Consider the following 19,834-nt stretch of genomic DNA (forward strand, 5'->3'; position numbering starts at 1 on the left):
TTGAAACCCTCCTTTTTACGAACACCTATTCCCATTGCTCGTTTCGTCAAAATCGTCTTACTACACAATATGAGAAAACAGAAAAGAAGGTTCGATACACATGACCATTATTTACGATTTTACAAGTTATTTTTCAACCAAATTTCCCAGTCCTCTCGCGTTTTCCCTATGATATTATTTTCATATGTAGACTTTTGATCAACTCCAAGACTATCAAAGCCAGAACCACCTGCTCCGATAATTAAATGAGGAAAACGTGCTTGCAATTCATCAATAACTTTTAATGTGGAATCAAGGTTTTGCACCATTGTACACGATGTGAAAAATAAATCAGCTTCTACCTCACGAATGACTACTTCAAGATCTGATTCTGGAATCCCTGCACCTAGATATACTACTTCAAAACCTTTCCGTCTTAAAAACAACGTGAAAATAAGTAACCCTAACTCGTGGTTCTCATTTGGCCCACATACACAAACGACGTTGGGTTTAAACGCATCTATCGGCATCCCATGAAAGACCATCCCAATTCTTGTACGTAAAAAGGAAGTCACAAAATGCTCATGTGCTACAGTAATTTCATTGCTTTCCCACATGCTCCCTACTTTAACAAGTAATGCACCGAGTATATCAATTGTTACTTTATCGATACTAAACATACTAAATGCCTGATTCAACAGTTGATTCGCCTTGTTCTCCTGAAAAGATAATAGGGCTCCTAAAATTTCATCAGCAAGCCGAATTGAATAGTCATTCTCATACATCGTTTCAGCAGGCTCCACCGTAGCATAGCTTTTTTCAAAAAGGTCAACAGCTTGTCCAATCGTAAAACCTTTGTTGACCTTGTCAATTAGCCATTTTAAAATAGCGACATGTTCATCTGAATAGAGTCTATGCCCCGCTGTATTTCGAACAGGCTCAATTATGTGATAGCGACGTTCCCAAGCACGTAAGGTTCCCGCTTGGATTCCAAGCATTTTTGAGATCGCCTTGATGTTATACTTCCCTTCTTTTGAAGCCATATTCTTTCCTCCTAGATCCACAAACACATTCCATTCTTCAATGAACACCATATTCGTCCTAATTATCCATTTAGTATAGCGAAAACAAACTTAAGTGTAAAACAAAAGGAGGATGCACCTAGGAAAATCCTCCCAATTTGTACATCCTTTATGCTTAAATTATCTAAAAATCTCAATTAGCTCATAATTCACCTAACTTCTTCTCTCATTAACGTAATCAAATGAGTTTCACAAGGTGCCCCTAGCCTTAACGGCAGCCCTGTGGTCCCATAACCATTACTAATTAGCTGTTTGAAAGAAGCGGTCTCAATCCATTGACCTTTTTTAGCTATCCCCCACCCAAAAATTCTAATCTGACCACCATGGGTATGGCCACTTAATATTAACGAAAACGGATGATCTGGTTTAAGAATCTCTGTTACTTCAGGAAAATGACAAACCAAAATCGAAAATTTCTTCTTAGGAATGAAATAGTGCTCAATTGGTAAATCATGTTCAACATCATTGACACTAGCAATAATTAGTTCATCATCACCCTTTTGAATAGACTCCATACTATCACTTAACTCGATAATACCATGTGTCTTAAACATCCTGCGTAAGTTATGAACACCGACTTCTTCATCATTATTTCCCCAAATAAATAAACACGGTGCAATCTTTGATAAATGTTTTAAATTCGTTTCTATTCGTGCTAGCGGGACTCTTTTTTCACACAAGTCTCCACCAATAATAATGATATCCGTTTCTTTTGCTATTTTTTGCAGTAGAGATTGCGGAATGACTCTTCTATGTATATCACTAATAAAAAAGAGCCGATAACCATCAAATGCCTTTGGAAGTGACCTAAAAGCAATGATTTTCTTTCTAATTCGATTTCTCTTTGCTTCGAATGCCATATAAAGGAATAGGATGAGTAGTGCTCCCCCTGCAACAAATAACAACGTGAATCCTCTCATTTCCAAGAACGAAACACCTTCATTTCTCTTTTTCATTATCTAATTAATCCAACATCCATAATACCATACCACAAAGCCAAACCTAAGACGATAAAGGCTGCAATGCCATTATAAAATAATAAATGAATCCAAGATAAACAAGCAGCAACCACAAAGAACATTCGGGGAATGTGGAAGGGAACGGAATAACTTGTCTTCCATATGATGATGACATCTCTGACAAATAATGAATATGCAAGAAAACCTACTATAAAAAGAAACACAGCAAATAATAATTTTAATGGAGAAAATAACACTTCTCCAAGAAATGATGACAGTGACCGATTTGGCACACTTGGGAACAAACTTAACGCTACCAACACTCCACCATATGCCGCAATAAGCAACAAAAATCTCTTATAAATCCATATTGCCAGCATGAAAGCCACCTCCTATTACACTATATGCACAATGTTTCTAAAGAGACGACTTGTTTCACGATAAGAACCATCTATAGTAGACAAATTCTAGCAAATGAAAAAAGGTACATAAGATCAAATCCTATGAACCCCTTTTACGTATTTTTATGTTTTATGTCTAGGAAGGTTGTTCTTCTTTTACTTGTTCAGTATGACTTAAAAATTCGAGTGCTACTTTCCCTAAACATTTAGCAGCAATAAGCATCGCTCTCTCATCAAAATCAAATTTCGGATGGTGATGAGGATAAATAATTCCATTTTCTTCATTTCCTGCTCCTGTAAAAAAGAACGTGCCTGGTACATGTTGAAGATAATATGCAAAATCCTCCCCACCCATAACAGGATCCATTTCATGAACAACAAGGTCTTGTTCTATATGGTTTGCTACTTGAACAAAATGATTTGTCTCTTGTTCATCATTCACAACGGCAGGATACCCTTTTTTGTAGTCTAACGTATAATCCGCCCCCATCGCCTGACAAATTCCTTTCGTTATTTGTTCGATTCGTTCAATGATAAGTTCTTGTACCGTTTCGTCAAACGTTCGAACTGTACCGACAATTGTCGCTGAATCAGCAATCACATTGAACGCTCCACCTGCATGAAACGAACCGATGCTAACAACTGCTGATTTTAAAGGATCAATATTTCTACTTACGATGTGTTGTAGTTGACTAACAATGCTAGCGGCTACGGCAATTGAATCAACCGTCTCATGAGGGCTAGCTCCATGTCCTCCGCGACCACGGATAACAAGATCGAATCGATCTGCAGCAGCCATTATAGGACCTTGACGATATCCAATTTGTCCAAGCGGCATCGTTGACCAAAGGTGGGTACCAAATATCGCATCCACACCGTTTAAACAACCATCCTTAATCATTTCAATTGCTCCACCCGGGGCGAGCTCCTCTGCAAATTGATGAATCAAAACAATCGTGCCTTCTATTTGTTCACGCTGTTCCATTAATACTTTTGCAAGCACAAGTAAAGTAGCGGTATGACCATCATGTCCACATGCATGCATGACACCAGGGCGTTTCGATGCAAATGGTAATCCTGTTTCCTCATGAATCGGCAATGCATCAAAATCTGCTCGTAATGCAACTGTTTTTCCTGGCTTTCCTCCGTGTATGTAGCCTATTACCCCTCGACCACCAACGTTTCTTTTTACAACCACACCTAAACGTTCAAGGTAGTCGGCAATCATTTCAGGTGTTTTCTCCTCTTGAAACGATAACTCAGGTTCTGCGTGCAGCATTCGTCGTAAATCAACCATTTCTGGGTATAATTCTTCTAATCTAATAAACAACTTATCTATCAACGAACACCCCTCCTTATCATTCTATTGTACTCTTCGTACCCCGAAAAGAAAACCCAGAATGTTAGCACTTTTCCCAAATTACTAACTGAAAACATAAAAAAAGAGAGACTCATTGTCTCTCTTCCTTGACCAACTTATTCAGAATGCTCGGATACCTTCATCATATAAATTGCCATTGCAACAGCCGAAGCCATAGCCAATAGACCAATGCTAAGAATTGCAACAAGTTGTACTGCTGTCATTTTTTGCTTCACTCCCCTGTTTAAGTAACTCATTTACTTTTTCACATTTACACTATATAAATAGTAGCATAAATGAGAAAACCTTTAGAAACAACATTGTGACAAATTGAAGAAATTTCCGTTTTTTCACAAAATAAGGTTGACAACTCATTAAGGAAGTATTATTAGGTTGTCCATTCATCGTTTGAATTAATTGTAAGAAAAACCTACAAATAAATTGAAAATTTAGGAAACTTATTCTATACTTAAGGAAAGAGCCAAAAGGAAACGCTTTCATAGTGTGATAAAATTTCTCTCACCAAGGAGTGATAGGCTTGATTTTAACAAAACTAACGAACAAATCGCTCGTAACAAACCAAGACCTTGAATTAAATCACCGTTTAGGGATTCCTGTTGAAGTTTTCTGCTCTAAACAAGGCAAAACGCTAGCTTTTGGTCCAATAAAAGGATTCGATGACCAAAAGATCCTCATACGTGATCATGATTTTTGTCGTTCCACCTACCTTTTTTTTGGAAAACCTGCTTTAAAAAAATCAAAAGTGTGAATGCCCTTCATACATGAGGAGAAAGAGGCTGTCTAAATAGCACAAACTTTATTTCAATGGGTTCCGCTCATTATTTAAGGGTTATCCAAAAGGTCCAAACAAACCTTTCGGATAACCCCTTCTTATTTATGATAAAGATTTATATCATGTTCTTTTTTTATATAGGAATAAAGCGCTTCTCGCGATTTCCAATCTGAATCCTTTTCCCAAAGTTCCGAACTTCGATCAATGATCTCTTCACGTAATTCATCAAATTCTTTTTCTGCCTTTTTTGCCTTTTTTACAAATAAACGCAATTGAATGAAACCAACCGAAAGAAGGAGCATTAATAATAATATGAGAGGATGACCTACCATTGCGCTTAATATATTTGTATTTAACGACATTTGTTGTCTACTTAATGCTGTAGACCCGAACAAAAGGAATAATGCTGCACACCCCATAGCAAATAAAGACCAATACATTTTCGCTTTCTCAAACTTCTCAAGCTTTTCTTTCCTCGCAACAAGCTCTTCTAACATCACTTTAACAATTTCTGGTCCATAATACTTTCTAACATTCCATTCCTTTAATAGCTTCATTCATCCCCCACCTCCCCTATACCATTAGTATGAAAGATGGACATGTTTTAGAATAAAAAGAACGAACGAAGCAATGAATTCTTTTCCTCTAAAAGAGCCAGTACGTAGAAGTGGCTGCAGCAATAATTAGCATAAAAAACAAAATTAATAACACCTTTATAAGAGGAAAAGAAAGCGTCATTGTTTTTTTCTTTTTTCTTGACCTTCTTCGATGTATTTCACTTCTTGGTGGGAGCGGCTCCTCCCTTTCGGATTTCAGTTGAAATGATTCCACTTTTTCACGTAATGGATCTGCCTGATCATTCTCTTTCCAATTTTCAGCCATTTCCTTCACTCCCTTTCTTAACACGGTATCGGTAACGTATAAATAACCCTAATAAAAAATCAATCAAAAAATGCGCAAAGATCGTTACCATTATGTTACCTGTCCAGTAAAACAACGCTCCTAATAAAAAGCTTACTAACCAAACATTTAAAAAAAGGACTGGTTTATACAAATAACGAAAATGTATTAAAGCAAAAAGGGTACTAGCGATAACTAAACCAAAAGCTGATTGCAAAACAGCACGGAATAATAACTCTTCAGCTACTGCTATAACGAGGCAAAGAATTGTTAATTCTAGGAGAGATAAATGCCGAAAAACTCGTTCATTAATTCCACCATCATCCAGCCATGATTTCGGTAACAAACGATCAAGAATAATATCTAGTAAAACGATGAAAAAGGCAACTCCCCCGCCTACCCCTATAATAAGCCCAATATTTACTTGAAACAAGCCAATAAATTCGTGCCAGTTTTCAAATACAAACCAACCAAAAATCCCAGCTAGAATAAGCATAATCGCTTGAGTGGCATAAACATTCAACTTAAGTTCCCGATCAGTTAATTCAGCTACAACATCACTTTGTTTTTTCATTCACCTTTACACTACTCCCAAATAAATCGCCTAATAAGACTCTCCACGATTCAATTATTTCTACCTTATCTTCCTTTTCATTTTTAAACATTGGTAAGGTTGCCCCGCAATTATCACAGCAATTCTTTGGCCTGCTCTCTATTTGTTCTGAAAAATAAAGCAGAAGCTCCTCTCTACGACAGGTGGTCGTACGTATCCACCTTAAAAATGTTCCAAGCTTCTTTCTCTTACTCTGCAACCACTCTTCTTCATCTTCACGTATGCGAGAACGGACGGAATCAACAGAAAACGGTCGTACCTTGCCACCTTGTATGATTCCTCTTGTCTCTAATTGATATCGAACCATACGCCACGCGATTTCATTTCCATTAAGCCTTTCCAATAACATTCTCTCTTGTTCCTTTGTCCATGTTCGTACATTTTTCACGTGGTTCAGCATCTCATTTAGCTGCTGATCCGTTGCTCTCTCTCCCTCCAGTATAAGCGTATTTAAGCCACGATCTTCCTCACAAAAGAGTAAAATCGCTACACTTGGCTTTCCATCTCTAGCAGCTCGACCAATTTCTTGTACATACGATTCCATATCAACAGGGTAATGAAAGTGTAGAACGTAGCGAATATCTTTTTTATTTATTCCCATACCGAATGCACTTGTGCAGCAAATGACATCAAGCTGGCCATTCATAAATTGCTGTTGAATTAAAAGTCTATCTTCAGTTGACAATCCACCATGATAATGAGCAATCCTCCCAAAACCTTTACGTTTTAATGTTGCTGCTACATTTTCAGCCCATATTCTGCTAGAAAAGTAAATCATTCCTGGCCCTTGCAAATATTCCACAAGTTGCTCAACCCGTTCCATTTTTTTTTGATTTGTTTCACATGTTTCAACCTGGTACGTAATCGATGGACGGTCGACAGAATAAATTAAAAAGCGAGGGTCGTTCATGTGAAGTCTAACGCTGATATCTAGTTGAACCTCATTTGTTGCTGTCGCCGTAATTGCAAGACATGGAGGATTTCCAAGAGCTTTTTTCACTTGACCTAAGCGCAAATAATCAGGCCGAAAATCATGTCCCCATTGAGAAATACAATGAGCCTCATCAACAACAAAAAATGAAATATGAATTTTGGATAATTGGTTTTGAACGTACGGAATTTGCAGCATTTCTGGAGATACATAAATCATCTTGTACATATGTAATGTTGAAAACACATAATGTCGCTCTTCTTTTGACAAGAAGCTATTTATGGCAGCTACAGACTTAATCCCATCACTGCGCAGCTGTTGTACTTGATCTTCCATAAGTGATAATAATGGGGAAACAATTAACGTAACTCCTGATGAAAGTAAGGATGGAAGCTGGTAACAAATCGATTTACCAGTTCCTGTGGGAAGCATTGCGACAATATCCTCTCCAGAAAGTAACGCCTCAATTACTTCCTTTTGTCCTGTTCGAAAACTTGTATACCCAAAATAATGTTGTAATGATTTCTCAATCTCCATGTTTCACCTTCTTTCTAGCTAACGCCAATCGAATAACAAAATAATCTACTTCAAATGGAATCTTTTCTTTTAGATCACGCAAGCGAGTCGTTTGGAGATTTCTTGATACTTTCACAATCGATTCCTCCACCTCCACAGGAATGTATGGCCGGATCGAAAAATCAGGGTTTTGAATGGCAATCTCGACAATGTGATCTTCAATCGTATTTCGTTTTAACTTTCGTATGTGACTTATTTGCTCAATTGTTTTCCCTTCCTCCAACAAGTCATACGTCTCTCTTGCCGATTCAGTTAACACAAACGAGCTCTGTAACCCTTGAATTAATAGAGGTAAATGCACAAATTGTTCATCACGTTCAGCCTTCTTAATCAAACGATGCAACGTAGATAAGTGGATTACATTAACTTTTTCAATACTTATTTTCAACTCCTCCGCTATTTGCTGTTTCGTCATACCAACTTTTCGCCTGCCACTAAGCTGTAAAACCATAACCAAAGCTTGTACTTCGGAACAATCTTCAAGAAAACTCTCTAGCTCAATGTGTAACTGACGAGCTAATTCTTCTCTTTTCCATTGCTCTTTTGGAAGGTGCAATTTCACCCAATCTTGAACGTCAACTTGATGAGTAACTGGAAAAAAACGATGTTGACCGAAAGTAACATTTGTAATTACTTGAACATATAATGATAATCGTAACCATACTTGTCCCGAGAAACGGTGATAGTTCCAACCTTGTAAATCGTTAATATATGGATGTTCTGTTTGAAATTTATGTATTTTCCTATGACCAGCTTCGGTTAAACGAACTCGGTCATTTTCGACCTTTTCAAGATAACCATAAGAAATGAGACTGGAAATATCACTTTCAATCTTTTCACGAGTTAACGTCGGAAACAATCCAAAATAAGTAAGCACACCAAAAAAAGCTCCATCTTGAATAGTTTGTGCTGATTTTTTTCCCTTAAGCAAATGAAAAATACCATAGATCGTTCTCTCAGATCCAATAGCTTGAACGATAGACGCAATGATCGCCTGCCTTATTGTCTCCAAACGTGTTCACCACCTTAAAAAACTATATTTTTATTGTAACAAATTCCAGTGAACAAAGCGGCTGAAAAGTACACAATGAGTAAATAAATAAAACGAACACGTTTAAATTTCTCTCTAATATGAAACAAAATTGGTTGAAAAGTTTGGCAATCCGTTTTACAATAGGTCAGTAGAAATCATATAGTTTTGTCAAACTAGTAATAAATGGAATAGGATTTAAATGGAGGGTTTTGAAGATGGCAAAGTACACAATCGTTGATAAAGATACCTGTATCGCATGCGGAGCTTGTGGCGCTGCAGCACCAGATATTTATGATTATGATGATGAAGGAATTGCATTTGTAATTCTTGACGATAATCAAGGAACAGCAGTAATTCCTGAAGAATTAGAAGAAGATATGATTGACGCACAAGAAGGTTGTCCAACTGATTCCATCAAAGTAGCAGATGAGTCGTTTGATGGGGATGCGCTTAAGTTTGAATAAGCATTGAAAGATAGCTCAAAATTGAGCTATCTTTTTTTCCGGTTGCAACGTCTTAAAGAGTAAGTCCTTCTAGTGCAAGTAAGCAATTATTGGACCAAACCTCTGCAAAAGTTTCTACAGGTAAAGGATTGGTGCCAACACCGACTTCAATTGTAAAGCCCGCTCTCCCTGTCTCCTGAATAAACCAATCCTTATATCCACCGTCACTTTCAGCTGTACGAACAGGTGTATATGAACTTACTAATGATAATCGATGAACCATCTCTTTACTTTCTTTTGGCTCTAATCCACGGTATCCCCAATAAATCACTTGCCCCTGAGAATGAAAAGCTAGAACATAAGCAAATGAATGTTCCATTGTAAATCGGTATATAGCTTGCGCTTCTGGTTCAGTTAACGGTCCCTTACCACTATAGTGCCTCGCCCATGGAATTTGTGGTGAACCTTCTGCTTCCTCTTCCCATCCAGCTGGCCACTGATGATTTAAATCGACCCCCCTAATATTACTCGACCAATGTTCAAATCTCTTTGCCCCTTTATTTATGTGTTGCACCTCTTTGGACAATGGATGATCTGGATATATTCCTTGAAGGACGAGATCAACTCCATCTGGATTGACTAATGGTACAACATAAAGAGTCACGTCTTGTAGCAGCTTTGATACATCATATCCATACATAAGCTCACCTTTTTTATGAAAGGTCGCAAGTTCATGTATGTAACGAGTTAAGAATTTACTTGTATGCCATTCGTTTGCATGCCATCCCCCTGAATAAAACACCTCTTTCTTGCCACTCCCTATTGAAAGAGCATAAATCGGTTGTTTCATGACGGAGTAACCTAGAATTTCTACTCGAATACCCAAATTCTTTAAATCAGGAAGTTTTTTTTCTAAATCACTTTGAGAAAATTCTGTTTGACTGTCCCAATCAGTAATAATGTTTTGTTCAGCTTGAATAGCTGGTATATGAATTTCCATTCCCGGATGTACATAACTATTTTCGGCATAAATATGTGGGTTGAATAACAAAAGATCGAATGGACGAATGTTATACAAATACGCTATTTTTTTAACGGTTTCTCCTTTTTGAACGATATGTTTCATGCTACCCCTCCTCGATTCATTTATATGAACGAATGCTTTGGACCATACAAATGAAATAAATTTATCTTGTTTCCAATTCATAAATTTCATAATTTACTTCTACATTTTAGATTGACAGCTCAACGACATTGTGGTAAATTATCAAACAATTAGTACTATTTCATCTTTATTGACAATTCAACATATACGAAACGATGATGAAGAATGAAAGAATGATAAACCAATTCAGAGAGCTAGTGTTTGCTGCGAACTAGTTTGGTCCATTCTTGATAGCCCTTCGGAGTTCATGTACTGAAATGTAAGTAGGTACATTCGGATAATCCGTTATCTTGGAGACATATCTCCTTAAGATGCGCTATATTTGCGCATGAATGAGGGTGGCACCGCGGTTTAAACCTTCCGCCCCTCACGACAGCCGTCGTGTGGGCAGAAGGTTTTTTGTCGTATTTCACTAACATAAGTTGAAAAGATGAGGAGTGAAGAGAATGAAGAATCAAGTAGTTGTCGATCGTCCTACAGGAAATCAAACAAAAGAGAAATACCAAATTTTAGTTTCAGACAGCATGAGCAGAGAGGGATTGCTCCCTCTACTAGAGAGCAATCAAGTTGAATGTGTTGAAAAAAACGTAAACGAGGTTGATGATTTATCTCTGTTTGATGCACTACTTGTTCGAAGTGCAACAACAGTGACAGATGAGCTATTAGCCAAGATGACTAATCTAAAAATTGTTGCAAGAGCAGGTGTAGGGGTAGATAACATTGATCTTGACGCAGCAACAAAAAGGGGCGTAGTCGTCGTAAATGCGCCTGATGGCAATACCATTTCCACAGCTGAACATACATTTGCGATGATGATGTCTTTACTTAGAAATATCCCTCAAGCCGTTGCTTCTATAAAGGCAGGAGAATGGAATCGAAAAGCATTTCAAGGGTATGAACTACGCGGAAAAACACTTGGCATTGTAGGGTTTGGAAGGATCGGTACGCAATTGGCTCAACGTGCAAAAGCGTTTGAAATGTCTTTGCTCGTTTTTGACCCATTTTTAACGAAATCGCGTGCTGAAAAACTTGGTGTAACGACAGCAACTCTTGATGAAGTCCTTGCTGGGTCAGATATTATTACCGTCCATACACCACTAACGAAGGAAACTAAAGGTTTACTAGGTATGGAAAATATCGCCAAAACAAAACCTGGTACATTTTTAATTAACTGCGCACGTGGTGGAATCATTGATGAACAGGCATTGAAACATTTCTTAGCTAACGGTCACATTGCCGGAGCCGCTCTTGATGTATTTGAAGAAGAACCAGCAACAGATAAAGAGCTCCTTGCTTTTCCAAATGTGATCGGAACACCACATATTGCAGCTTCAACAAAGGAAGCTCAACTTAATGTAGCTGCTCAAGTTTCTGAAGAGGTCTTGCGCTTCCTTGAAGGCGAACCTGCTAGCAATTCCATTAACTTACCTACACTTTCAAAGGAAGTTTATGAGAAAGTTAAGCCATTTTATGAGCTAACGAAAAAAATGGGGAATATTCTTTCTCAAGTGATGCGTACACCTGTACAAGAAATTAATGTAAATTATGGAGGAACGGTTACAGGTTTAGAAACATCTATTACAACACGTAGTCTTATGGCAGGCTTTTTGCAACCACGTGTTGATGCAGCAGTAAATGACGTAAATGCGAGTTTAATTGCAAAAGAACGAGGCATTAGCTTTGGCGAAAAACAAATCAATTATACGTATGGTTATTCAAACATTGTCCACGCTGTTGTACGAGGAGAAGACCGGATATTTGAATTAAAAGGGACGTATGTCAAAGAATACGGCCCGCGAATTGTTAATATTAATGGGTTCAATGTTGACTTTACTCCTAGTGGCCATTTAATCTACATCCAACATAATGACAGACCAGGGGTTATCGGTCGTATGGGTCAGCTTTTAGCAGAACATCAAGTGAATATTGCGACAATGCAAGTTGGTCGGAAAGAAGAAGGTGGAGAAGCGGTTATGATGGTCGCTGTCGATAAACTTGTTGACGATAAGGTTATTCAGGAACTTAAACAAATTGAAGGCATCCACTTTGCTGATACTATTGAGTGCTAATATAAAAAAAGCAGGGACAATTCTTTCTCACGTTCCTGCTTTTTTTAACTACCAAATACATGTGAACAAAAGGTCCAACTGCTCTTCTATATCTTTTAATAAATAAGCTTTCCCTAGTTCTGTTATTGTTAACCGATCGCGAGTTCGACAAACGAGTCGCTCAGCAAAAGCGACATCAACATAAAATTGATACAAATGCGCACCATTTTGTTTTGTCCTTTGACTCATCAATCCATACCCAAACGTGCGATCATGAGAACGCCAAAAGCGTGGATGAAGCTCTTTTTCATTAATCATTCGAATCGACCCGTGCTGATTAATTTTTTTTAGCATAAAAATAAAACCATCAACCAAGTCCACTTGATAGCTATTCAAATCAGTCTGTTTATTGAGCCACTGGAATAACTCCGTATTTGCCCTTACTTGTTCCAATCCCATCAAAATATTCATTCCTATCACTCATAACTTGACTTAATTTTACCACATTCGACAAGATTTTCACACACTCGTCCAATCAATTTATCACAATTGTCTGCCCTGGAATGATCATATCCGATTGTAAATCGTTTTGTTCCATAATATCGGCTGTTGTCACTCCATAGCTGCTTGCAATAGAGGTTAACGTTTCTCCTAATTGGATGATGTGGATCTGATTGGTTTGAAACACAACGAGTACTTCATTAACTGTAATCACGTCATTTGCGAGATTATTCCACTCTTTTAACTCCTCTACTGATACACCAAACTTTTGTGAAAGACTCCATAACGTATCTCCTTTTGTTACAGTAACTTCAATTATATTTTCTATGTATTCCTTACTGTCAACATCGTCTTCCAACCGTGTTGGACTCATAACTGAAATAGTTTCTCGCTGCTTCCAGTCTTGTCCATACGGAGAGTCATCTCCGAGCGATGCAAACATATACTCAGGCTCTTTTGATAGAACTAGAAACGGATCAATTGACTCAGTTTTTTCTAAATTCCACTTTCCTTTATGTACTTCAAAATGCAGATGATTACCTGATGATCTTCCTGTCGTACCAACAGTACCAATTTTCTCACCTTCTGTTAGAGCTTGTCCCTCTTCTACCATTCTTTTATGTAGATGAGCATATACCGTTTCAAGTCCATTTTCATGGTCCACAAATACGACATTGCCATATGTATCAGAATAGTACGATCTACTGACCGTACCATCTGCGATCGTTACAACAACTGTTCCTTCCGGAGCAGCAATATCAATTCCAAAGTGGTTCCCCCATCTTGTCCCATATGTATCGGTTATTTCACCAACGGTGGGCCAGATGAGCGCTTCAAATAGCTCTTCTGGCACCTCTTCCTTCGTTTGTGCAAAGGATGTCGATGTACTTATGAATAACAGGCCAATAAACGTAGCTAAGGCCAGGGCAATACAAATGCGCTTAATAAAATCAACCATACTTTCCTCCTCATATTCACTATTCATTTTCCAGTTGTTTTACATAGTTATCCTATGGATGCCAGGTTCAAATTATTCCATAATCTTTTTATTCAATGGCTCCAGATTGAATGATCTTTACATCAACATGAACGTTAAACTGAGCACTTGGATATAATGTCGTTTCCCATTCCTCTGAATCCCAGTTTCTGGTTGTGCTCCGATATTTTTCTCCCATTCCAACCGGATCTATACCTCCTTCTTGAAATTGAACTAATAATTCCTGACCTCGATTGGCTATTTGTTCTTCAATAGACTGTTCCATGTCAGCTATAATATCAGCTTCATCTAAATTCATCTTTCCGTCATAATCCTCTATGGCTCCTTTTATTGAAATGTCGATCTTAAATACAGGGACATCTCCTGATTTATCTAGTCTCCTTTTCACATTGCTATGTAGTTTATCTAGTACTACATAACTTTTCTCCCCTTCATATTCTACTTCAAATTGCTGAACGGCCTGTTTGGTTGTATCAACCATCACTTTTAAAAGAAAAGAATCATTTAGATCGATGTGGGAATGATACGTTTCTCCATCAAACAACGCCGTTCCAATTACCAACACTCGTTTATCTTCCGTTTGTTCTAGCATTGGCAAGTAAGGATCACGCCCATCATTATAAAGACTAAATAGAAATTCATGCATATTAGTTGGAGGTAAAATACTCGTATCTTTATTTTGTTCAATTAAATCTGGCAAATAAACCCCTGCCAACTCACCAATTCCTAAATCAGAATCAATCACAGCACCAGCATCATTTCCTTCTACAACTGCCAATAATATGCGATTTCCAACGGAAGGATCACGATACATGGCTCTAACGGCATTTTCCACTCCTTGTTCAGCTAACTCCTGACTAAAAAGTAACAGTCTTAGTTGCCCAAACCTTATTGGCTTTTGAGATTGTTTGTTTAAAGATATTCTCGTTCCTTTTGCCGTTTCTCCCGTTGCAGAAATAATTCCTTGTTGCAATTCTTGTTCTTGGCCTTGTTCTGGGAACGTCGGAAACGTAACCGTAAATTTTAATCCTTTTTCCTCATCAAAATCAAAAGCGGCTGCACGAATCATCGAAACTTCATCAACAATTCTTGTCTCTAAACACCCTGACAAAACAAACAATAAAAGTAACATCAAGCTACATAGTAGTCGTTTGTTCATGGCTGCCCCTCCTGAACTTCAGCACGATTGCTTGTAAAACAACAAGTACGGGTATATAGACAAAGACGAGATAAAACCCAATCTCTCCAACCCACTCATCAACTATACTTACTTCTTGCCTAGTCGGCATTAATAGTACGATTATAACCATTATAGCTAGAGATATAACCAATGCTATTCTCTGATTCATTTGAAAAATTCGTTTTGCACAACGACTTGCTCCCCATAAAGCAAGAGCAATATTTGGCGCGATCAAAAACATCCACAATGAAATTCCAATATATTCAAATCGCTCTAGAAACGGCAATTGAACGACCTTGTATAGGGTGAGGGTTGCCCAAATCGTCCGATTCAACTGCTCTTCACTATAAAATGCCAGGCTAACAACCATAAGTACCGTATAGGACATCGTTGTTAATGCAGCTCCAATTTGAGCCCATTTTTGGGTGAGCTCTTTGTTTTTAAGAAATGGATAATAAAGCAATAACAATTCAAATCCAAGAAAACTTAAGGTTGTATCTTTTGCACCTAATGCAAGCTCGACAATCGAGTGCTTCCAAATAGGAAGCATATTAATAAAGTTAGCAAATTCTAATGGTAGTAACAGAATCGGGATTAAAACAATTGGAATAATGACACCTAAAAACGTGAGACCAACTACAGTCCGAAATCCTCCAGCCACAACATAATAAAAAAAAGCAGCTGCTACAATCGCCATGGCCCAAGTAGGAAGGTCAGGGAACATCCATACTTGAACAATCTCAATATATCCTCTTAAAACGGTAGTTGCTAAGACAATAAAATATAAACAAGCAAAAAAACTAATGGTATTGCCAAGCCATTTTCCAAATACTTGTTGATGGATCGTTACTAAATCACCATTGGCCCGCTTTAATAATATATACATACAGGCAATAATCAGATGGACAACCATTCCTCCCATTAAAACAGAAATCCACGCATCATATCCAGCGGTTTTGACAATCGTACGCTGATAGCTTAAAACCCCCATTCCTACTTGCATGCCATTAATAAGAAATAATGTTAAAAACCCTGAAACTAAATATTTCTCTTTGATCGGCTTGTCCATCTGCTCACCTCCAATTATTCATCAATATCCTGTTTCTTTCTGGCTCTGGAAAAATTAAACCTGCCTTTATCCTGAGCCCTTAAATAAACTGGCCGTGATGACATCCAGTTAAAAGGCAACCTGACAAATGCATCTTTCCAATCTTTAAATCGCGGTGGGTAGATTGGTTCAAAATAAGGTCTGCCTAATGATTTCAGTTGAAGAAGGTGAACTATTGTTACTAATGCACAAAATGCTATCCCTATTCCACCTATAAGAGTAGCTGCTAGTAAAAATGGAAATCGAATCAACCGAATCGTATTACCCATTTGATAAACGGGCGTTGTAAAGGAAGCAAGTGCCGCCAAAGCAACAATAATAAGAAGAATATTGCTCGTAAGTCCAGCCTCGACCGACGCTTGTCCAATAACAATTCCTCCAACGATCCCAATTGTTTGACCAACCTTCGTCGGCAATCTAGCCCCGGCTTCTCGTAATAGCTCAATCGTTAATTCAAGAAAAATTGCCTCAAGAATCGGTGGAAAAGGGATGTTACTCCTAGATGCAATTATCGTCGAAAGTAAGTCTCTAGGAATTAATTCATAGTGAAATGTGAGTACAGCTACATAAACGGGTGTTGCTAATACGGAAAAGGCGACAGCGAAGAAACGCAATAAACGAACACTTGATGAGATGTGCCAAGCCATATAATAGTCTTCTAACGATGAGAAAAACTCAACCAAAGTTGTTGGGCCGAAGATAGCTTCTGGTGACCCATCAGCTAAAAAGGCAACCTTCCCTTCCGCTATAGCAGCGGCTACTCGCTCTGGCCTTTCTGTGTTGATTAATTGAGGAAAAACAGACATCTGATTATCACTAATCATTTGGGCTAAACTATTTGAATCGATAACCTGGTCAAATTCAATGTCTGATAGTCTTTGTTCTATTGTTTTTAAGTTTTCTTTATCAACGATTCCATCTATGTACAACAGTGACACACGAGTCTGTGTCATTTTCCCTATTTTCATTTCTTTTACTTTTAATTGTGGTAAAGGCAAACGTTTCCGGATTAAATTAATATTTGTATCTATTGACTCAATAAAGGACTCTTGTGGACCAGCTACGGTAAATTCATTTTCAGAGGGAGCTACTTCCCTACCGGAATCCAGCGCCACTTCAACTATTGCACATTTTGAAGGATTTCCCCCTTCAAAAATGACAATAAAACCTTGCATAACCTTCTTACGTAAATCATTTGGTGATTTAGTGATTTCCTTAGCTTGAATGGGAATGTCCCTTACTATTTCCTCTAATGTTTGACTTTCTGACTCCGTGATAAATGGAAGGATGTCCTTATTGAGACGATCCGTATCAATTAGTGTTTGAAAATAGGCAATATGAAACCCTTTGGAGGCGATCAATAAATCATGCATGACAAAATCACTTGATTGTTGAAACAACTGTAACGCATCTTGAAGTGTTTCTTTTCGTTTATCTTGAATTTGTTTCAACAGCCATCTTCCAAGCACTTCTATCACCCTTTCCGGATTCCCCTATACATTGTCGCTGTTAGTATGAAATGGAATCGAGGCAATTATGCGGTTGCAAGGTAACATTCTAGTAACAAACTCAATTAAGCTCATCTTCTCTTCCCACAAAAAAAAGAACATAAGCATCTGCAAGCTTACATTCTCAATGTGTATGGACAGACACAAGGACCTCTCCTCGCTCTAAACTGACTTCTGATTTTATTAGTACAGGGTAAGGATGAGGGTTTGTAAACCTAAAATCTGGTCCTCCCCAAGAAACCGTTGCGTCTCTACCTGGTGCTACATAACCAATTTCTCGTGAATGTGTGTATCGCTCTACCATTTCTAAACCAGCTTTATCTACAGCATTAAACAATGTAGAGGATGTTTGACAAATCCCACCACCAATACCGATAACAAACTCTTTATTCACAATTTCTTTCGCTTCTTGATACCCACGCTCTCTCGTCCGCTCTCCAACTGTTTGGTTAAATGAAAACGAGTCACCTGGACCTAATACAATCCCTGAAATAGCCTCTGCCGATAATTTCACGTTTTTTGACCTGCCTGAAATGGCTGGGTTAAAATGCGTTTTAAATTCACCTATCGTTCGTTGATCAATTCCAACTAGATCTTCTTCTGAAACAGAAGGTGCAGTGACAGAAATCGGCATCACCAGATCTCTTGTTCCTGCTTTTAACTCTTGTAATTGTTCAACAAGCTCCTGCTCAGACAAAATCACCCGTTCCTTCCCAGGAGTAAATTCCCCATTTGCAAGGATGCGTGGATTTTCCATCGCCGTGTCTATTTGCATAGCTAACTCTCTAGCTAATTGTTGTAAAGCTTCTTCATCAAGCGAATGACTAGACATATACCCATAGTCATTTAGAACGACATCATGTTGTTCGTCATTCCATTCATCAATTAAATTAAGTTTCCAATATACAGGTTGTTTAAAGCTCAATTCTGACTGAAAATAGGTAGAATGAGCAGCAACAGGTTTAGGTCCTTCAGCCGAAACATCATTACTACACCCAGCTAATAATAAAAGAACAACAAGCCAACTTTTTTTCATCCCATATCCCCCTCTAATTGTTCAAACACATTTACCAATATATGAGAAGAAATATGATTCATTCCAGGCAAATACACAATTTTTGTTATAAATCGAGAACAAACCATACTAAAAAATAGGAAGACACTAAAAAAGTGAAAACCGTACCTTTTTCAGTGGCCTCTCTAATAGTATGGCTTCATTTTACTGCTCTTTCTTTCGTTTTCCTCCTTTAAAAACAATTGCACTTCTTTCATATTCTACATCCTTGACCCCAAGCCTAGCGTTGACGACTCGGGCAATAGCAAAGAAATAATCAGACAATCGGTTTAAATATTTTAACACAATCGGGTTCACCTCTGACCCACGTTGAAGCCTTGTCACATAACGTTCTGCTCTCCTTGTAACCGTTCGACACACGTGAAGAGTAGCCGCGGCATCTGCACCACCAGGTAAAATAAATCTTTCTAATTCAGGAGCCTCTTCAATATAAGCGTCAATACGCTTTTCCAAGAAATCTATCATTTCTTGTTTGGCTTTGTAAGGGTATTCTTTTGTTGCTCTCATCATTGCTAAGTCGCCACCACAATCAAACAATTCATGTTGAATTTTTATTAATTCCATTTTTATATCAGGAAACTGATCTTCATCTAATTGTGCCAGAGCCTGACCGATAAATGAATTCAATTCGTCTGTAGTTCCATATGCAATAACTCGAGTATCATCCTTATCAAGCCTTCCCCCTATGACACTCGTCTTTCCCTCATCTCCTGTACGTGTATATAATTTCATCTAACATCCTCCTTCATCTTATTTATTATCTCAATACAATAATATCTATTATAAAATCGCTTGTTAAAAAATATGTACACTCTACCCTAGATATTAGTATTACCTGAGACTCTCCGTTCATTTTAGTATACATGATTTATTGTTTTTATTCTTTTGTTTCCACTTAAAACGCTAGATTTTCAAATGTAAAAAAAATAACTGTTGACAATCAACCACCTATTAAGCTAAAGTTTAAAACAATTTCATATGTTGAAAATAGGTACTTTGAATGTTGATTCAAGGTTTAAAAGGGAATCCGGTGAAAATCCGGAGCGGTCCCGCCACTGTATTAGAGGAGTTATCATGAATTGTCACTGGCCAATGCTGGGAAGACCATGATGACGTTGATTCTAGAGCCAGGAGACCTGCCTATTTTAACAACACTGCTTTACCTACGGGAGATAGGGAGGT

General features: G+C 37.9%; 20 protein-coding genes, 1 riboswitch and 1 other annotated feature. Of the genes, 3 read left to right on the forward strand and 17 right to left on the reverse strand.

Annotated elements, in window-relative coordinates; translation table 11 throughout:
* Positions 1 to 119: 119 nt before the first annotated feature.
* From AC1FXP_RS02755 to AC1FXP_RS02770, 4 genes are all read right to left on the reverse strand, one after another.
* Positions 120 to 1,022 carry a MerR family transcriptional regulator gene (locus tag AC1FXP_RS02755; protein WP_480058541.1) on the reverse strand — a complete coding sequence of 301 codons (903 nt, stop codon included), beginning with the start codon at positions 1,020 to 1,022 and terminating at the stop codon, positions 120 to 122.
* Between the two features lie 188 nt (positions 1,023 to 1,210).
* The gene (locus AC1FXP_RS02760; protein WP_480058543.1) at positions 1,211 to 2,017 is read right to left on the reverse strand and encodes a metallophosphoesterase; all 807 of its coding nucleotides are present in this window, start codon (positions 2,015 to 2,017) and stop codon (positions 1,211 to 1,213) included.
* Positions 2,017 to 2,400 (reverse strand): hypothetical protein, encoded by a 384-nt coding sequence (locus tag AC1FXP_RS02765; protein ID WP_480058545.1) that lies wholly within the window; start codon positions 2,398 to 2,400, stop codon positions 2,017 to 2,019. The genes AC1FXP_RS02760 and AC1FXP_RS02765 overlap by 1 nt, the downstream gene beginning before the upstream one ends.
* Before the next feature lie 157 nt (positions 2,401 to 2,557).
* On the reverse strand, positions 2,558 to 3,763 hold the full coding sequence (locus AC1FXP_RS02770) for a M20 family metallopeptidase (RefSeq protein ID WP_480058546.1): 1,206 nt from the start codon (positions 3,761 to 3,763) through the stop codon (positions 2,558 to 2,560).
* A gap of 556 nt (positions 3,764 to 4,319) precedes the next feature.
* Between AC1FXP_RS02770 and AC1FXP_RS02775 the strand changes: the two genes are divergently transcribed.
* Entirely contained in the window at positions 4,320 to 4,550 is a 231-nt protein-coding gene (locus AC1FXP_RS02775; protein WP_480058548.1) for a hypothetical protein, read from the forward strand.
* Positions 4,551 to 4,672: 122 nt separating this feature from the next.
* On the opposite strand, the gene AC1FXP_RS02780 is transcribed toward AC1FXP_RS02775, so the two are convergent.
* From AC1FXP_RS02780 to AC1FXP_RS02800, 5 genes are all read right to left on the reverse strand, one after another.
* Complete coding sequence (locus AC1FXP_RS02780) at positions 4,673 to 5,131, reverse strand: DUF2663 family protein (RefSeq protein WP_480058550.1); 459 nt, start codon at positions 5,129 to 5,131, stop codon at positions 4,673 to 4,675.
* 88 nt (positions 5,132 to 5,219) lie between these two features.
* Positions 5,220 to 5,456 carry a hypothetical protein gene (locus AC1FXP_RS02785; protein WP_480058552.1) on the reverse strand — a complete coding sequence of 79 codons (237 nt, stop codon included), beginning with the start codon at positions 5,454 to 5,456 and terminating at the stop codon, positions 5,220 to 5,222.
* Complete coding sequence (locus tag AC1FXP_RS02790) at positions 5,449 to 6,048, reverse strand: CPBP family intramembrane glutamic endopeptidase (RefSeq protein ID WP_480058554.1); 600 nt, start codon at positions 6,046 to 6,048, stop codon at positions 5,449 to 5,451. Before AC1FXP_RS02790 ends, AC1FXP_RS02785 begins: the two co-directional genes overlap by 8 nt.
* Positions 6,032 to 7,555 carry a RecQ family ATP-dependent DNA helicase gene (locus tag AC1FXP_RS02795; protein WP_480058556.1) on the reverse strand — a complete coding sequence of 508 codons (1,524 nt, stop codon included), beginning with the start codon at positions 7,553 to 7,555 and terminating at the stop codon, positions 6,032 to 6,034. Before AC1FXP_RS02795 ends, AC1FXP_RS02790 begins: the two co-directional genes overlap by 17 nt.
* A complete protein-coding gene (locus AC1FXP_RS02800) occupies positions 7,545 to 8,606 on the reverse strand; it encodes a YpbB family protein (RefSeq protein WP_480058558.1) in 1,062 nt (353 codons plus the stop codon). Before AC1FXP_RS02800 ends, AC1FXP_RS02795 begins: the two co-directional genes overlap by 11 nt.
* 236 nt (positions 8,607 to 8,842) lie before the next feature.
* Between AC1FXP_RS02800 and AC1FXP_RS02805 the strand changes: the two genes are divergently transcribed.
* Positions 8,843 to 9,091 carry a ferredoxin gene (locus AC1FXP_RS02805; protein ID WP_250094804.1) on the forward strand — a complete coding sequence of 83 codons (249 nt, stop codon included), beginning with the start codon at positions 8,843 to 8,845 and terminating at the stop codon, positions 9,089 to 9,091.
* A 52-nt stretch (positions 9,092 to 9,143) separates the two neighbouring features.
* Here the strand turns inward: AC1FXP_RS02805 and AC1FXP_RS02810 are convergent, their stop codons facing one another.
* Positions 9,144 to 10,196: a M14 family metallopeptidase gene (locus AC1FXP_RS02810; protein WP_480058559.1), complete on the reverse strand. Its 1,053-nt coding sequence runs from the start codon at positions 10,194 to 10,196 to the stop codon at positions 9,144 to 9,146.
* Between the two features lie 185 nt (positions 10,197 to 10,381).
* Positions 10,382 to 10,606: a binding site (T-box leader), on the forward strand.
* A gap of 75 nt (positions 10,607 to 10,681) precedes the next feature.
* Here AC1FXP_RS02810 and serA point away from each other — a divergent pair.
* On the forward strand, positions 10,682 to 12,304 hold the full coding sequence (gene serA, locus AC1FXP_RS02815; RefSeq protein WP_480058561.1) for a phosphoglycerate dehydrogenase: 1,623 nt from the start codon (positions 10,682 to 10,684) through the stop codon (positions 12,302 to 12,304).
* A 48-nt stretch (positions 12,305 to 12,352) separates the two neighbouring features.
* Here serA and AC1FXP_RS02820 read toward each other — a convergent pair whose 3' ends face one another.
* The 7 genes from AC1FXP_RS02820 to AC1FXP_RS02850 all read right to left on the reverse strand — a co-directional run bounded on the left by AC1FXP_RS02820 (position 12,353) and on the right by AC1FXP_RS02850 (position 19,384).
* Positions 12,353 to 12,754 carry a hypothetical protein gene (locus AC1FXP_RS02820; RefSeq protein ID WP_480058563.1) on the reverse strand — a complete coding sequence of 134 codons (402 nt, stop codon included), beginning with the start codon at positions 12,752 to 12,754 and terminating at the stop codon, positions 12,353 to 12,355.
* A gap of 64 nt (positions 12,755 to 12,818) precedes the next feature.
* Positions 12,819 to 13,742 (reverse strand): peptidoglycan DD-metalloendopeptidase family protein, encoded by a 924-nt coding sequence (locus AC1FXP_RS02825; RefSeq protein WP_480058565.1) that lies wholly within the window; start codon positions 13,740 to 13,742, stop codon positions 12,819 to 12,821.
* Between the two features lie 88 nt (positions 13,743 to 13,830).
* Positions 13,831 to 14,940 (reverse strand): Ger(x)C family spore germination protein, encoded by a 1,110-nt coding sequence (locus AC1FXP_RS02830; protein WP_480058567.1) that lies wholly within the window; start codon positions 14,938 to 14,940, stop codon positions 13,831 to 13,833.
* Positions 14,918 to 16,030, reverse strand: a complete 1,113-nt coding sequence (locus AC1FXP_RS02835) for a GerAB/ArcD/ProY family transporter (protein ID WP_480058569.1) — start codon at positions 16,028 to 16,030, stop codon at positions 14,918 to 14,920. Before AC1FXP_RS02835 ends, AC1FXP_RS02830 begins: the two co-directional genes overlap by 23 nt.
* Before the next feature lie 14 nt (positions 16,031 to 16,044).
* The gene (locus AC1FXP_RS02840) at positions 16,045 to 17,547 is read right to left on the reverse strand and encodes a spore germination protein (RefSeq protein WP_480058570.1); all 1,503 of its coding nucleotides are present in this window, start codon (positions 17,545 to 17,547) and stop codon (positions 16,045 to 16,047) included.
* 154 nt (positions 17,548 to 17,701) lie between these two features.
* Complete coding sequence (locus AC1FXP_RS02845) at positions 17,702 to 18,613, reverse strand: VanW family protein (protein WP_480058572.1); 912 nt, start codon at positions 18,611 to 18,613, stop codon at positions 17,702 to 17,704.
* Positions 18,614 to 18,796: 183 nt separating this feature from the next.
* Entirely contained in the window at positions 18,797 to 19,384 is a 588-nt protein-coding gene (locus AC1FXP_RS02850) for a cob(I)yrinic acid a,c-diamide adenosyltransferase (RefSeq protein WP_480058573.1), read from the reverse strand.
* A gap of 239 nt (positions 19,385 to 19,623) precedes the next feature.
* A riboswitch (cobalamin riboswitch) is annotated at positions 19,624 to 19,810 on the forward strand.
* The last annotated feature ends 24 nt before the right edge of the window (positions 19,811 to 19,834 follow it).

Source organism: Halalkalibacter sp. HAAS-P013, from assembly GCF_056619925.1.